This window comes from Blattabacterium cuenoti (genome assembly GCF_014252355.1).
Taxonomy (GTDB): Bacteria; Bacteroidota; Bacteroidia; order Flavobacteriales; family Blattabacteriaceae; genus Blattabacterium; species Blattabacterium cuenoti_AD.
Genome location: NZ_CP059217.1, coordinates 446,553 through 460,820, shown reverse-complemented (window position 1 = coordinate 460,820; position 14,268 = coordinate 446,553). Strand labels below are relative to the sequence as shown.

Annotated in this window: 14 protein-coding genes, 1 tRNA gene and 1 pseudogene; 9 read left to right on the top strand and 7 right to left on the bottom strand. The window is 23.9% G+C overall.

The window, feature by feature from the left end; genetic code table 11:
• Nucleotides 1-22: 22 nt before the first annotated feature.
• A pseudogene (locus H0H38_RS02270) lies at nucleotides 23-589 on the top strand (type III pantothenate kinase); the annotation flags it as partial.
• Nucleotides 590-625: 36 nt separating this feature from the next.
• Nucleotides 626-796 carry a hypothetical protein gene (locus H0H38_RS02850; RefSeq protein ID WP_394798866.1) on the top strand — a complete coding sequence of 57 codons (171 nt, stop codon included), beginning with the start codon at nucleotides 626-628 and terminating at the stop codon, nucleotides 794-796.
• Here H0H38_RS02850 and H0H38_RS02265 read toward each other — a convergent pair.
• The 5 genes from H0H38_RS02265 to recG all read right to left on the bottom strand — a co-directional run bounded on the left by H0H38_RS02265 (nucleotide 776) and on the right by recG (nucleotide 6,178).
• Nucleotides 776-1,189 carry an HIT family protein gene (locus H0H38_RS02265; RefSeq protein WP_185872675.1) on the bottom strand — a complete coding sequence of 138 codons (414 nt, stop codon included), beginning with the start codon at nucleotides 1,187-1,189 and terminating at the stop codon, nucleotides 776-778. The genes H0H38_RS02850 and H0H38_RS02265 overlap by 21 nt on opposite strands.
• Nucleotides 1,186-1,668: a transcription elongation factor GreA gene (gene greA, locus H0H38_RS02260; protein ID WP_185872674.1), complete on the bottom strand. Its 483-nt coding sequence runs from the start codon at nucleotides 1,666-1,668 to the stop codon at nucleotides 1,186-1,188. Before greA ends, H0H38_RS02265 begins: the two co-directional genes overlap by 4 nt.
• A gap of 101 nt (nucleotides 1,669-1,769) precedes the next feature.
• Entirely contained in the window at nucleotides 1,770-3,098 is a 1,329-nt protein-coding gene (gene murA / locus H0H38_RS02255; protein ID WP_185872673.1) for a UDP-N-acetylglucosamine 1-carboxyvinyltransferase, read from the bottom strand.
• Nucleotide 3,099: 1 nt separating this feature from the next.
• Nucleotides 3,100-3,738, bottom strand: coding sequence for a DUF4290 domain-containing protein (locus H0H38_RS02250; protein WP_185872672.1), 639 nt, complete (start codon nucleotides 3,736-3,738; stop codon nucleotides 3,100-3,102).
• Nucleotides 3,739-4,063: 325 nt separating this feature from the next.
• Nucleotides 4,064-6,178 carry an ATP-dependent DNA helicase RecG gene (gene recG / locus H0H38_RS02245; RefSeq protein ID WP_185872671.1) on the bottom strand — a complete coding sequence of 705 codons (2,115 nt, stop codon included), beginning with the start codon at nucleotides 6,176-6,178 and terminating at the stop codon, nucleotides 4,064-4,066.
• A 60-nt stretch (nucleotides 6,179-6,238) separates the two neighbouring features.
• Here recG and H0H38_RS02240 point away from each other — a divergent pair.
• From H0H38_RS02240 to H0H38_RS02225, 4 genes are all read left to right on the top strand, one after another.
• Nucleotides 6,239-6,313, top strand: a tRNA-Val gene (locus H0H38_RS02240).
• A 27-nt stretch (nucleotides 6,314-6,340) separates the two neighbouring features.
• Nucleotides 6,341-6,538: a 30S ribosomal protein S21 gene (gene rpsU / locus H0H38_RS02235; RefSeq protein ID WP_185872670.1), complete on the top strand. Its 198-nt coding sequence runs from the start codon at nucleotides 6,341-6,343 to the stop codon at nucleotides 6,536-6,538.
• 7 nt (nucleotides 6,539-6,545) lie between these two features.
• Nucleotides 6,546-7,337 (top strand): shikimate dehydrogenase family protein, encoded by a 792-nt coding sequence (locus H0H38_RS02230; RefSeq protein ID WP_238785391.1) that lies wholly within the window; start codon nucleotides 6,546-6,548, stop codon nucleotides 7,335-7,337.
• A 47-nt stretch (nucleotides 7,338-7,384) separates the two neighbouring features.
• Nucleotides 7,385-7,711, top strand: a complete 327-nt coding sequence (locus H0H38_RS02225; protein ID WP_185872669.1) for a 4Fe-4S dicluster domain-containing protein — start codon at nucleotides 7,385-7,387, stop codon at nucleotides 7,709-7,711.
• A 30-nt stretch (nucleotides 7,712-7,741) separates the two neighbouring features.
• Here H0H38_RS02225 and lpdA read toward each other — a convergent pair whose 3' ends face one another.
• Nucleotides 7,742-9,190 carry a dihydrolipoyl dehydrogenase gene (lpdA, locus tag H0H38_RS02220; protein ID WP_185872668.1) on the bottom strand — a complete coding sequence of 483 codons (1,449 nt, stop codon included), beginning with the start codon at nucleotides 9,188-9,190 and terminating at the stop codon, nucleotides 7,742-7,744.
• A 52-nt stretch (nucleotides 9,191-9,242) separates the two neighbouring features.
• On the bottom strand, nucleotides 9,243-10,211 hold the full coding sequence (locus H0H38_RS02215; protein ID WP_185872667.1) for a deoxyhypusine synthase family protein: 969 nt from the start codon (nucleotides 10,209-10,211) through the stop codon (nucleotides 9,243-9,245).
• A gap of 199 nt (nucleotides 10,212-10,410) precedes the next feature.
• On the opposite strand from H0H38_RS02215, the gene H0H38_RS02210 reads away from it, so the two are divergent.
• Genes H0H38_RS02210 through H0H38_RS02200 form a run of 3 tightly spaced genes read left to right on the top strand, consistent with a single transcriptional unit; the run spans nucleotide 10,411 to nucleotide 14,268 of the window.
• Nucleotides 10,411-11,565 (top strand): cysteine desulfurase family protein, encoded by a 1,155-nt coding sequence (locus H0H38_RS02210; RefSeq protein WP_185872666.1) that lies wholly within the window; start codon nucleotides 10,411-10,413, stop codon nucleotides 11,563-11,565.
• Nucleotides 11,566-11,578: 13 nt separating this feature from the next.
• Nucleotides 11,579-12,229 carry a succinate dehydrogenase gene (locus H0H38_RS02205; RefSeq protein ID WP_185872665.1) on the top strand — a complete coding sequence of 217 codons (651 nt, stop codon included), beginning with the start codon at nucleotides 11,579-11,581 and terminating at the stop codon, nucleotides 12,227-12,229.
• 8 nt (nucleotides 12,230-12,237) lie between these two features.
• Nucleotides 12,238-14,268, top strand: a complete 2,031-nt coding sequence (locus tag H0H38_RS02200; RefSeq protein ID WP_185872664.1) for a fumarate reductase/succinate dehydrogenase flavoprotein subunit — start codon at nucleotides 12,238-12,240, stop codon at nucleotides 14,266-14,268.

Below are 14,268 nucleotides of genomic sequence, written 5' to 3'. Positions count from 1 at the left end.
ATACGTTTTTTTATTCATTAAAATGTTGTTAACAATAAACATTGGAAATTCTAGTATTCGTTTTGGATTATTTAATAATAATTATAAAAACCTCAAATGTAATCTATCTTGGATAATTAATAGTAAACCTTATAGATCATTAGATGAATATATTTTTTCATTTAAAAAAAATTATCATAAATATGGTATTATTTCAAAATCAATACAAAATATAGTCATCGGATCAGTTGTACCTATACTAACAAATATTGTAAAACAATCTTTATATGAAATACATAAGATTATGCCTATGATAGTCGATAGATATTATTATTCCCCGGTTAAACATTATTCTTATCAATTAGGAACAGATTTATATGCAAATGCTATTGCGTCATATTCTTTATATAAAGAAAAAAACTACTTTAGTAATATATTTTGGTACTGCATTAAGTTTAACATGTATAAATCAATATGGATCTATTCAATGAGTTATTATAGCTCCTGGTGTAAATAGTTCTTTATCTGCATTAATATAAAATACGGCACAATTATTACACAAATTAAATTAAAAAAACCGACAAAAGTATTAGGTATATATACAAATAAATGTATACAAAGTGGAATAATTTATGGATACTTAAGTATGGTGGAAGGGCTTATACAAAGAATTAATCAAGAACTGAACACAAATTGTTTTGTTATTGCAACTGGAGGATTATCTCATATTTATAGTCCTTTAACTAAAAATATACATATTAAAGATAAATTGCATACAATAAAAGGATTAAAAATTTTATTTCATTGTAATACATAAATTAATAGCCATTTTAATTTGTTCTGATATAATGTTCAATTGTTTATCTGATAATTTTATTTTTTTTTTTGAAAAATTGGCATCGCTTTCTTTATCCATTGGAATTAAATGAATATGTGCATGAGGTATTTCAAACCCCATAATAAACATTCCAATTCTATTACAAGGAATAATTTTTTTTATTCCAATAGCAACTTGTTTTGTAAATGACATAATAGATAAAAATTCTTTTTCATTAAGAGAAAATATATTATCTATATTTTTTTTTGGTATGACTAAAGTATGTCCAATTTTAATTGGATATATATCTAAAAATGCTAACTGATTAACAGTTTCGGCTACCTTATAACAAGGTATTTGATTCATAATAATTTTTGAAAATATGTTATTCATTCACTAAATTCTATTTTTAATATTTTATAATCCAAAACCATATTATTAGGTAATTTTATATGAGCAATTTGTCCAACTTGTTTACCTAATAATCCAGAAGATATAGGAGTATTAATTGATATTTTTCCTAATTTTAAATCAGTTTCTCCTTCTGGAACTAACGTATAAATTTGTTCTCCCCCATATGTTAAATTTTTTACTCTAACTGTAGAAAGAATAGAAACTCTTGTTTTATTAATTTTAGATTCATCTATAATTCTTGCATTAGATAATTTTTTTTTTAATTTAGCAATATTCATTTCTAAAAAACTTTGTGCTTCTTTGATCGCATCATATTCTGCATTTTCCGAAATATCTCCTTTATCTCTAGCTTCTGCTATTTGTATAGATATTTTTGGACGTTCTATATTTTCTAATCTTTCAATTTCTTTCTGTAATTTTTTCAATCCTGTTTTAGTAATGTACTCAAATTTTTTCATAATTTTTATGACTAATTAACATGCATAATAAAGTTAATGGATTTTATGAATAAATTTAGGACCCATCATATATGTATGAATTAGTTATATAAAAGTGAGTTTTATTCATATATAAAAGCATGATCCATTCTGAATATTTGAGCACCTAATATTCTTAATCTTTCATCTATTTTTTCATATCCTCTATCTATCTGTTCTATATTTTTTATAATACTAGTTCCTGTGGCAGAAAGTGCGGCTATCAGAAGAGAAATTCCAGCTCTAATATCAGGAGAACTTAATACTGATCCTTTTAAAGGATATTGATGATTTAAGCCTATTACAGTTGCTCTATGAGGATCGCATAATATAATTTGTGCTCCCATTTCAATTAATTTATCTACAAAAAATAATCTACTTTCAAACATTTTTTGATGTATTAATACACTTCCTTTGGCTTGTGTAGCAACTACAGTGAGTATACTTAATAAATCTGGGGTTAATCCCGGCCAAGGAGAATCTGAAATAGTTAATATAGAATTATTGATAAGTTTTTTAATATGATAAGAATTTTGAGCTGGAATATAAATATCGTCTTGTTTTTTTTCTAGTTGTATTCCCATTTTTTTAAATGTATTTGGAATAATTCCAAGATTTTTCCAACTAACGTTTTTAATAGTAATTTCAGATTTTGTAATAGCAGATAATCCAATCCAACTTCCTATTTCTATCATATCTGGTAAAATAGTATGACAGCCTCCACCCAATTCTTTTACGCCAAGAATATGTATTAAATTTGATCCTATTCCTCTTATTTTAGAACCCATTTTATTCAACAATTTGCATAATTGTTGAATATATGGTTCACAAGCAGCATTATATATTACTGTTTTACCTTTAGCTAAAGTAGAAGCCATAATGATGTTAGCGGTTCCAGTAATCGAGGCCTCTTCTAATAAAACATATTTTCCTTTTAAAGAATGAGAAGTATGCAATTTAAAATATTGATGTTCCTTAAAAAAATTAATATTACTGCCTAATAATTTAAATCCTTTAAGATGTGTATCTAGACGTCTACGACCAATTTTATCTCCTCCTGGAATAGGAAAACACACTTTTCTAAATCTAGCTAATAAAGGTCCAGCAATCATGATAGATCCTCTAATTAATTGTCCTTGTTTTATAAAATCTTTTGTATTTAAATAATCTAAATCTATTTCATTTGCCTGAAATGTATAATCTCCAATTCCATTATATTCAATAGTTACTCCTAGTTTTTTTAATATTTTCATTAAACATTTTACATCTTCTATTTCTGGTATATTTTTAATTCTTAATTTTTCTGAAGTTAAAAGAGTTGCACATAATATTTGTAAGGCTTCATTTTTGGCTCCTTGTGGTTGTATTTTTCCTTTTAAAGAAAATCCTCCCTGAATTTTAAAAATGGCCATATTATGTTATTCTTTTTTTTATTTTTAAAAAGTTTTTATTTTTTCTTTGATTTAATAAATAAGAACATTGTAATAATGGATATGTATTATTCATTAAACATATTTTTCCTTTTGAAAGTTGTTTTAAATCTTTAAAAATAACATGATCTTCTACTAAAGTTCTATTCCATCTTAAATAATTTTTTTTCATAGTATTTGCTATAGCATAAAATAATCCTTCTTGTTTATATTGATTTTTACATTTAATTGCTATAGGTATCATATATCTTATAATTTTTCCATAGTATCTAAAGCTAGTTAAATATTCTGGATATATTACTTTTTTACAAAATATTTTAATTTGTTTGTCTGAATTTGGTTTAGGAAAAGGACTATCAATATCTAATTTATAATTAGACATAATTAATAACTGATTCCATAATTTATGTTGATAGAATGGAATTATTTTACCACCATTATTACCATTATTACCACCACCATAATGATGAGTATTTGATACAATCATTAATCTAATAATACTCCATGCACAACGATTTCTTTTTTTTCTATCTTTAATTTTAATTGCGTAAGCGATCATTTTATGAATATTTCGTCCATATTCTGGAATAATCAATTGAAAACGACTAGTATTGTATTCCATATTGAGTGAGTTGATTTTATATATAATATTAAAATTGTTAATTATATGTAAGTATAATTATTTTGTAAATTTTTGATTTCATAATAAAAATTTATCATCTGTATACGTTAATATAATTTATTAGTTTGATTATTATTGATAATCAGTTGATAAATTTTTTTAAACTAATTATACCAAAATATAATCTACATTAGTAGATAAAGATAATGTATATAAAACATTATTATACAATGTTTTTTTAAATTTTTATGAAAAAAAAGGGTATATCGTATGAATTTAATAATTAATAATCAATTAATGTCATGAATAACTTAATTAAGTGAATTTATCCTATATGTTTCCAAAAAGATTGATAATTTTTATAAAAGTAATTTTTTATCACATAATAATATGATAAAAAATTTGGATATTTATCCACAAAATCTTTTACAATTGGAATTATTTTGTTCATTAATTCCTGATCTTTGATAAGATTTGCAATTTTTAAAGAAGTTTTACCACTTTGTTTAGTTCCTGTTAAATCTCCACTTCCTCGCAAATTTAAATCTTCTTTAGCAATTTCTAATCCATCATGAGTTTTACACATTATTCTAATTCTATAATAACTTTCTAAATTAATTGTTTTATCCGTCATCATAATACAATAACTTTGATGTGGGCCACGACCAACTCTACCTCTTAATTGATGTAATTGTGATAATCCAAAACAATCTGCATTTTCAATTAACATAACTGATGCATTAGGAACATCAACTCCTACTTCTATTACTGTAGTGGAAACCATAATTTTAGTTTCTCCACGTAAAAATCGATTGATTTGTAAATTTTTTTCATGATAACTCATTTGTCCATATAAAATTCCAATTTTATTTTTAATATTATGAAATATTTTATCTTTTAATAGTTTATACCCTACCATTAAACTTTTATATTGATTATTTGATGATGTGTGTTTGATAATAGGATAAACTATATATACTTGTCTTCCTATTAAAATTTGTTGTTTTATTATGTTAATTACTTTATTTCTATCTTTATTATTAAATAAATGTATAGTAATAATAGGTTTTCTATTTAACGGTATGTCTTTAATAATGGAGATTTTTAAGTCATGATACATTGTCATTGCTAAAGTTCGTGGAATTGGAGTAGCTGTCATAATGAGTATATGAGGTGGTTTTGTATTTTTACTCCATATTTTAGATCTTTGTTCTACTCCAAATCTTTGTTGTTCATCTATTATTGCTAATCCAAGATTGTGAAATTTAATAGATTCTTGAATTAATGAATGAGTTCCTATTAAAATTGAAATTTTTCCTGTTAATATATCGTTATATATAGTATATTTAGTTTTTTTAGGTGTAGAACTGGTTAATAATCCAATGTTAATACCAATTCCAATAAACATTTTTTTAATATATGAATAATGTTGTATAGCTAATACTTCAGTTGGGACCATTAAACAAGATTGAAATCCATTATCTAATGCTAATAACATAGCTAATATAGCAATTATAGTCTTACCACATCCAACATCTCCCTGTAATAATCTATTCATTTGTTTAGGTTGTTTAAGATCATGTCTTATTTCTCTAAACACTCGTTTTTGTTCTTCTGTTAAAGAAAAAGGTAAAAAATAATTGTAAAATTTTTCGAAATGACTTCCTAATTTTGAAAAAGAATAACTATCTGAAATATTTTTTGTTTTGTTTTTTGATAAAAGAGATAATTTTAAAAAAAACAATTCTTCAAATTTCATTCTATATCTTGCTTGCGATAATATTTTTAATGATTGTGGAAAATGTATTTGTATTAAAGCATCTGTTCTTTTCATCAAGTTCTTATTTTGATGAATTAAAAATTTATCTATTATATCTAAATCATTTTTTAATTCTTTTATCAATTTTCTTAATATTTTTCGTAGAAAAGAATTATTGATGCCATAGTTTTTCAATTTGTTTGGAATATAATAAATAGGATATATAGGGTTATATATATAATTATGATCATTAATATATTGAATTTCAGGATGAATAATTTGAATTTTTTCTCTAAAACAACTGATTTTACCAGATACTAACATTAATGCATATTTTTTAATATTTTTTTTAAAAAAATTTATTTGTTTAAACCATACTAATTCAATGAATCCTGTTTTATCTTCTAAATTTGCTATTAATATTTTTTTTTTAAATTTATTATATTGTATCTCTTCAAATTTTGTTACCATACCTATGATTTGTATTTGAATAGAATTAATATTTATATAAGATTTTAATTTTGATATATTCCTTAATAAAGGAGAATAAATATATTTTTTTGGATAGAAAAAAATTAAGTCTTCATATGTACGTATATTTAATTCAATATTAAATAATTGATATTTATGTGAACTTATACCTAAGTTTACTATAGATTTTTCAAATACATGAAAAGACATATTTTTATGTTTTGTGAATCATGAAAAAATATTTAATTTTGTTAAAATTAGTAATATTATGGACATTTAGCTCAGTAGGGTAAGAGCACTATTTTGACAGAGTAGAGGTCGTCGGTTCAAATCCGATAGTGTCCACTATATTTCGTCATTATTATAATATTTATGATATTAATTACAACTGTAAGAGAAGGAGAATCTATTGAAAAAGCTTTAAAAAAAAGCAAAAAAAAATTTGATAAAACAAAAGTGTTAAAGGAATTAAAAGAAAAACAACAATTTATAAAGCCTTCTGAATATCGTAGAAATGAAATTTTAAGAGCTATATACAGAGAAAAAATAAAACAATTAAAAGAAGAATAAAACAATTTTGTTGAAAACAACATATTTATTTGGATTGGTAGGAAAAGATATATCTTATTCCTTTTCCAAAGATTTTTTTATAAAAAAATTTCATATAGAATCTATTAATTATGCTAATTATGAGATTTTTGATATCTCTAATATTAATAAAATTTCATGTATTTTAAAAATTCCAAATTTAAAAGGATTTAATGTAACTATTCCATATAAAAAAACAATTATTCCATTTTTAGATGATCTTAGTGAAGAATCAGCTAAAATAGGTTCTGTTAATGTTGTAAAAATCAAAATTATTAAAAATAAAAAATATCTTGTTGGATATAATACGGATATAATAGGATTTGAACGTTCTTTTATGGAAGATCTCAACAAACATAAACAGTTATGCTACAGCAGAATCACAACAAATAATATTATAAAAGCATTAATATTAGGAACTGGTGGGGCATCATTATCTGTTGCATTTGTATTAGAAAAGTTAAATATTCCACATAAATGGATTTCTAGAAATAAAAAAAATAATAATTATTTATCATATGAAGATGTAAATCAAAAACTTTTAAATATGTATAAAATTATTATAAATTGTACTCCTGTAGGAACATATCCATTAATTCAATGTTTTCCAAAATTTCCGTATAAATATTTAACTGATAAACATTATTTATATGATTTAGTTTATAATCCAATTGAAACCGTATTTTTAAAAAAAGGTAAACAATATAATGCTATTATTAGAAATGGATTAAAAATGTTACATATTCAAGCAGAAGAATCATGGAAAATATGGATGAAATAAAATACGATAATAAAAAAAATAAAAGAAAAAAGAAATAAATCAATTAAATGTCTCTAATAATTACCAAAGAATGTATTAATTGCGGCGCATGTGAGCCAGAATGCCCTAATCATGCAATTTATGAAGGTGGTACAAAATGGAGGATGTCAGAAGGAACTTCTTTATTAAAGGATAATAAAAATTCTATCTATCAAAATCCAAAAGAACAGGATCATTATTTTATAGTTCCTGATAAATGTACAGAATGTATAGGTTTTTATGATGTTCCACAATGTGCAACAGTATGTCCAGTAAATTGTTGTATTTTAAATGAACAAAATGTGGAAACAAAAGAAAATCTTATAAAGAAAAAAAATTTTTTACATCATAACTAAAAAGAAATATGGTGTAATTGGATTATCAAATTAGATATGTATCGATTTTTTTGCAAAAGTCATTAATGCAGCTTCTTTAATAGACTCACTAAAAGTAGGATGTGGATAACAAATTCTATATAAATCTTCTGAAGAAGCTCTGAATTCCATTGCAATAGCAGCTTCCATAATCATTTCTGAAACATTAGGTCCTATCATATGAATTCCTAATATTTCATCTGTAGATTTTTTAGAAATTATTTTTACAAAACAATGATTAAAACTATCATTATCAATTATTTTTGATATTCCTAAATTTTTCATTGGAAAAATTCCCATGTTATATTCTATTTTTTCCTTTTTAACTTCTTCTTCAGTTTTTCCAACGCTAGATACTTCAGGATAAGTATATATAACAGTAGGTACTAGATTATAATTTAATTTATTTGGATTTTGGCCAGCTAAATATTCTATTACATATAATCCTTCTTCTTCTGCTTTATGTGCTAACATTTTTCCTCCAATAACGTCACCTATAGCATAAATATTATTAACTGTGGTGCATTGTAAATGTTGATTAACTAAAATAAAACCTTTATCATCTTGTTTAATTCCTAATTGATCCAAATTAAGATATTGGGTATGTGGAATTCTGCCTATAGATAAAAGACAATAATCTCCTATATAATGATGCATTTTTTTTACACCATTATGTTTTTTGATTACAGATATGCATATTCCTGTATTATCTTTCAATATTTCAATATTATCAATCAATAAAGAAGTTTCTACTTGAATAGATTTTTTTTCTAATATTTTTTTGATTGAATCACTTAAAGAATGATCCATATTTGAAATTAATTTATCCATTGTCTCAAGAATAATCACTTTACTACCTAATCTTTGATAAATTGAACTTAATTCTATTCCAATAACACCTCCTCCAATAACGATTAATCTATTTGGAATTGTATTTATAGATAGTGCATCTTTAGAAAATAAAATTCTTTTATTATTATTGGTTGATAAATTAGGATAATTTTGTGATTCAGATCCAGTAGCTATTATGCAATATTTAAATTCAATTTCTTTCTTAATAGAAGTATTATTTTTTTGTATTGTAACAGATATTAAATTCTTATTTTTAAAAGTAGCTAATCCATGATATATATCTATTTTATTTTTTTTCATTAAAAATTGTAATCCTATATTAAGATTATTAATAATATGATCTTTTTTTTTCATCATTTTCTTGAAATCTACATATAACTTATCATAAATAATTCCATATGAGTGATATTCTGTTTTAGATAAAAAAAAAGATTTTGAAGAATGTAATAAATATTTAGATGGAATACATCCTACATTTAAACAAGTCCCACCTAAATTTTGATTTTTTTCTATAATAGCAATACTAAATCCTAGTTGACTAGCTCTAATAGCAGATACATAGCCACCTGGACCTGAGCCAATAATTACAATATCATATGAATTTTTCATAAAATGATTATATATTTAGTTTATAGTTTAGTTCATTAAATTAATAAATAAATTACATATTTAATACATATGCAAAAATTAGTGGAGCAACAATAGTAGCATCTGATTCAATAATAAATTTTGGAGTATTTTGATCTAATTTGCCCCAAGTAATTTTTTCATTAGGAACAGCTCCTGAATAAGATCCGTAGCTCGTAGTAGAATCAGAAATTTGACAATAATATGACCAAAATGGTGTTTGATGAAGTCCTAAATCTTGTGCAAGCATAGGAACTACACAAATAGGAAAATCGCCTGATATTCCACCACCTATTTGAAAAAACCCTATTTTATTTTTTTTAGATTCTTGTTGATACCATTTTGCTAAATAAATCATATATTCTATTCCAGTTTTCATAATAGAAGATGAAAAAAATTTTTTTATACAAAAAGAAGTAAAAATATTTCCAATTGTACTATCTTCCCACCCTGGTACTACCAGTGGTAAATTTTTTTTAGCCGCTTCTAAGACCCAACTATCTTTTGGTTGTATATCATAAGGTTCTAATTGATGTTCTAATAATAGTTGATAAATATATTCATGTGGAAAATATTTTTTAGATTTTTGTTTAGCTATATTCCATATATTAAAGATAGATTTTTGAAACCTTTTTAAAGCTTCTTTTTCTGGAATACAAGTATCTGTTATTCGATTAAATCCTTTTTTTAAAAATTGTTGTTCTTCAAATGGAGTTAAAAATCTATAATTTAAAATTTTTTTGTAATGTGAATGTGCTATTAAATTCATAACATCTTCTTCTAAATTAGCACCAGTACAGGAAATAATATGGACTTTATTTTTTCTAATCATTTCAGCTAAAATTTTTCCTAATTCTGCAGTACTCATAGCACCTGCTAAAGTTATCATCATTTTGCCATTATTTTGAATATGATTTTTGTATGCTTTAGCAGCTTCGGATAAAGAAAGTGCATTAAAATGAAGAAAATATTTATCAATGAATGAGGTAATAGAATCTTTCATACGTTTCTTTTTCTTTATTACGATTGTATTAATTTCATGATAACTTATCAAAATATACAGTTAAATTTATAACAGTAAAGTAAAAAACATAAGTTATAATTTATATTATGATAGATTAGGTATGAATGTAATATTTAATTATTTTTTTTATATATAATTATTATATTTTTTTGAAATCAATTTTTTATGTTTTTACTTTATGAAAATTGCTTACTTAGATAATGCAGCGACGACTCCGCTTAAAAAAGAGGTTATACAAGTTATGGTAAATGCTTTAAAAGATAATTCATTTGGAAATCCATCATCGATACAACATAGTTATGGTAGAAGATCTAAATCTATAATTGAAGAATCTAGACTCAAAATATCTAAAAATATTAATTCTTATCCATCTGAAATTATTTTTACATCTGGGGGAACAGAATCAAATAATCTGATATTAAGATCGTCTGTTTTATATTTAAAAATACAATATATTTTAACATCACCTATAGAGCATGTTTCAGTATTGAAAACAATTTTAGATTTATCCTCAAAGTATAATGTATATGTGGAATTTATACATATTGATAATAAGGGTAGTTTAGATTTAAATGATTTAGAAAAAAAATTGAAAAAATATTATAATAAACGAATTCTCGTTAGTTTAATGCATGCTAATAATGAAATAGGCAATTTATTAGATATTGATAGTGTTGGAAATTTATGTAAAAAATATAATGCCTATTTTCATTCTGATACTATTCAAATAATAGGTAATTATCCAATAAATATGAAATTTGCTCCCTTTGATTTTGCAACGGCTAGTGCACATAAATTTTACGGTCCAAAAGGTATTGGTTTTATTTTTATTAGAAAAGAATTAATAAAACAAATGAAACCATTAATAACAGGTGGATATCAAGAATATGGTATTCGTCCTGGTACAGAAAATATGTATGGTATTATTGGATTATCAGAGGCTTTAAATTTATCATCATGTAGTTTTTATAATTATGCAAAAAAAATGAAAGAATTAAAATGGTATTGTATTTCAGAATTAAAAAAAAATATTCCAAATATTGTGTTTAATGGATTATCCGATACAAATCAAAGTATACCATCTATATTAAATATTTTTTATCCAAAAAAGGATCATTTACTTTATTTTCATTTAGATTTAATGGGTGTAGCAATTTCTAAAGGAAGTTCATGTAATTCATATAATGTAAAACAAGTATCTCATGTAATACAATATATTGCTGATAAAAAATTTTTAAGAAAAATGACTCCAATAAGAATTTCTTTTGGTTTTTTTAATGAAAAAAAAGATATTGATTTATTAATAGATGCTTTTATAAAAATAAAAAATTAAATATATTTGATAGATGATTTTTCATTTTTTTAGATCTTCTATAGGTAAAAAAGTAATAATGGGAATAACTGGTATATTTCTTATGTTATTTTTATTATTACATTTAAGTATCAATTTATTTCTTTTTAATGGAGAAACATCATTTAATAATGTAGTTTTTTTTATGAGAAATAATTTGTGCATAAAAATTTTAGAATTTATTCTAGCGTTAGGATTTGTAATTCATATTATTTTTGGTATTAAATTGCATATAAAAAATAATTTAGCAAAAGATAGTATCGATTATTCCATGAAACAATATATAACAACATTTAGTAGTAGAAATATGATATATACAGGATTGTTAATATTAGGATTTTTAATATTACATTTAATAAATTTTACAATTCCAATGAGATATTATAATAATATTAAAGGAGTAATATCAGATTATCAAATAGTTACTACATTATTTAAATATCCTATATATACATTTATATATATATTTTCTTTTTTTATTTTAGGTCTGCATTTGAATCATGGATTTACATCATCTTTTCAATCATTAGGATTATCTAATAAAAAAAACTTTTTATGGATTAAAAAATTTGGATTTTATTATTTTTGGTTTATATGTTTAGGTTTTTCTTTTATTGCTATTTGGTTTTGTTTGTTTGATTCATAATTGATTTTATGAAAATATCTTATAAAATAGATTCTAAAATTCCAGTTGGATCATTAAATGAAAAATGGCATAATTATAAATCTACTTTAGAAGTAATATCTCCTCAAAATCGTAAGCATTTAGATATTATTATTGTAGGATCTGGATTAGCAGGGGCATCAGCATCTTCATCTTTAGCTGAATTAGGATATAGAGTTAAAGTTTTTTGTTATCAAGATTCTCCTAGAAGAGCTCATTCTGTTGCAGCTCAAGGTGGAATTAATGCCGCAAAAAATTATAAAGGAGATAATGATTCAATTGATAGATTATTTTATGACACTATTAAAGGAGGTGATTATAGATCACGTGAAGCAAATGTATATCGCTTAGCAGAAATTTCTTCAAGTATTATAGATCAATGTGTTGCACAAGGGGTTCCATTTGCTAGAGATTATGCTGGATATTTAGAAAATCGATCTTTTGGAGGGACTAAAGTTTCTAGAACATTTTATGCCAAAGGACAAACTGGTCAACAATTATTACTTGCATCTTATTCAGCAATGGTTAGACAAATTGGAAAAGGTAGAATAATAATGTATAATCGTCATGAAATGATGGATTTAGTAGTAATAGATGGAGTAGCAAGAGGTATTATTACTAGAAATTTAGTTTCTGGAAAACTTGAAAGACATGCAGCACATACCGTAATTATTGCATCTGGAGGATATAGTAATGTATTTTTTTTATCTACTAATGCAATGGGATCTAATGCTAGCGCTATTTGGAGGGTTCATAAAAAAGGAGCTGGATTTGCTAATCCATGTTATACACAAATTCATCCAACATGTATTCCAATTCATGGTAATTTTCAATCTAAATTAACATTAATGTCTGAATCATTGAGAAATGATGGAAGAATTTGGGTTCCAAAAAACATTGAAGATGCTATTAATATAAGAAATGGTAAACAATATACTCAAAATATACCAGAAAAAAATAGAGATTATTTTCTTGAAAGAAAATATCCTTCATTTGGAAATTTAGTGCCAAGAGATATTGCATCTCGTTCTGCAAAAGAAAGATGTGATGCAGGATTTGGAATTGAAAATAATGATACAATGGAAGGTGTTTTTTTAGATTTTTATCATTCTATCAATTTTTATGGATTAGAAAAAAGTAAGGAATTAGGAATTACAAATCCTAGTGAAAAACAAATAAAATATTATGGTAAAAAAATTTTAGAATCAAAATATGGAAATTTATTTCATATGTATGAAAGAATTACTGGAGATAATCCATATGATATTCCTATGAAAATTTATCCTGCGGCTCATTATACTATGGGAGGATTATGGGTAGATTATAATTTAATGTCAACTATCCCAGGATGTTATGTGATAGGTGAAGCTAATTTTTCTGATCATGGAGCTAATAGACTTGGAGCATCTGCATTAATGCAGGGATTAGCAGATGGATACTTTATTATCCCTTATACTATATCTGATTATTTATCTCAATTTTTAAATAAAAACAATACAATATCTACTGATCATGAAGAATTTAAAAAATCAGAAAAACAAGTTTACAATAACATTTTAAAAATTTTATCTAAAAAAGGAAATATTTCTGTTGATTATATTCATAAAAATCTTGGACATATAATGTGGAAATATGTTGGAATGAGTAGAAATAAAAAAGGTTTATACAAAGCGATAACAAAAATAAAAGAATTAAAAAATATTTTTTGGAACAATATTTTTGTTCCAGGTAATATTCAAGATGGGATGAATTACGAATTAGAAAAAGCGATAAGAATTGCAGATTTTTTAGAATTAAGTGAATTAATGGCTATGGATGCTGTAAATAGAAACGAATCTTGTGGAAGTCATTTTAGAGAAGAATATCAAACAAAAGATGGAGAATCTATGAGAAATGATGAAAATTATAAATATGTTTCTATATGGGAATATCAACAAAATAAATCAATTAAAGAAGAAATAATGCATAAAGAAAATTTAATATTCAACTTTGTAAAGTTAAAGACTCGTTCTTATGTATAA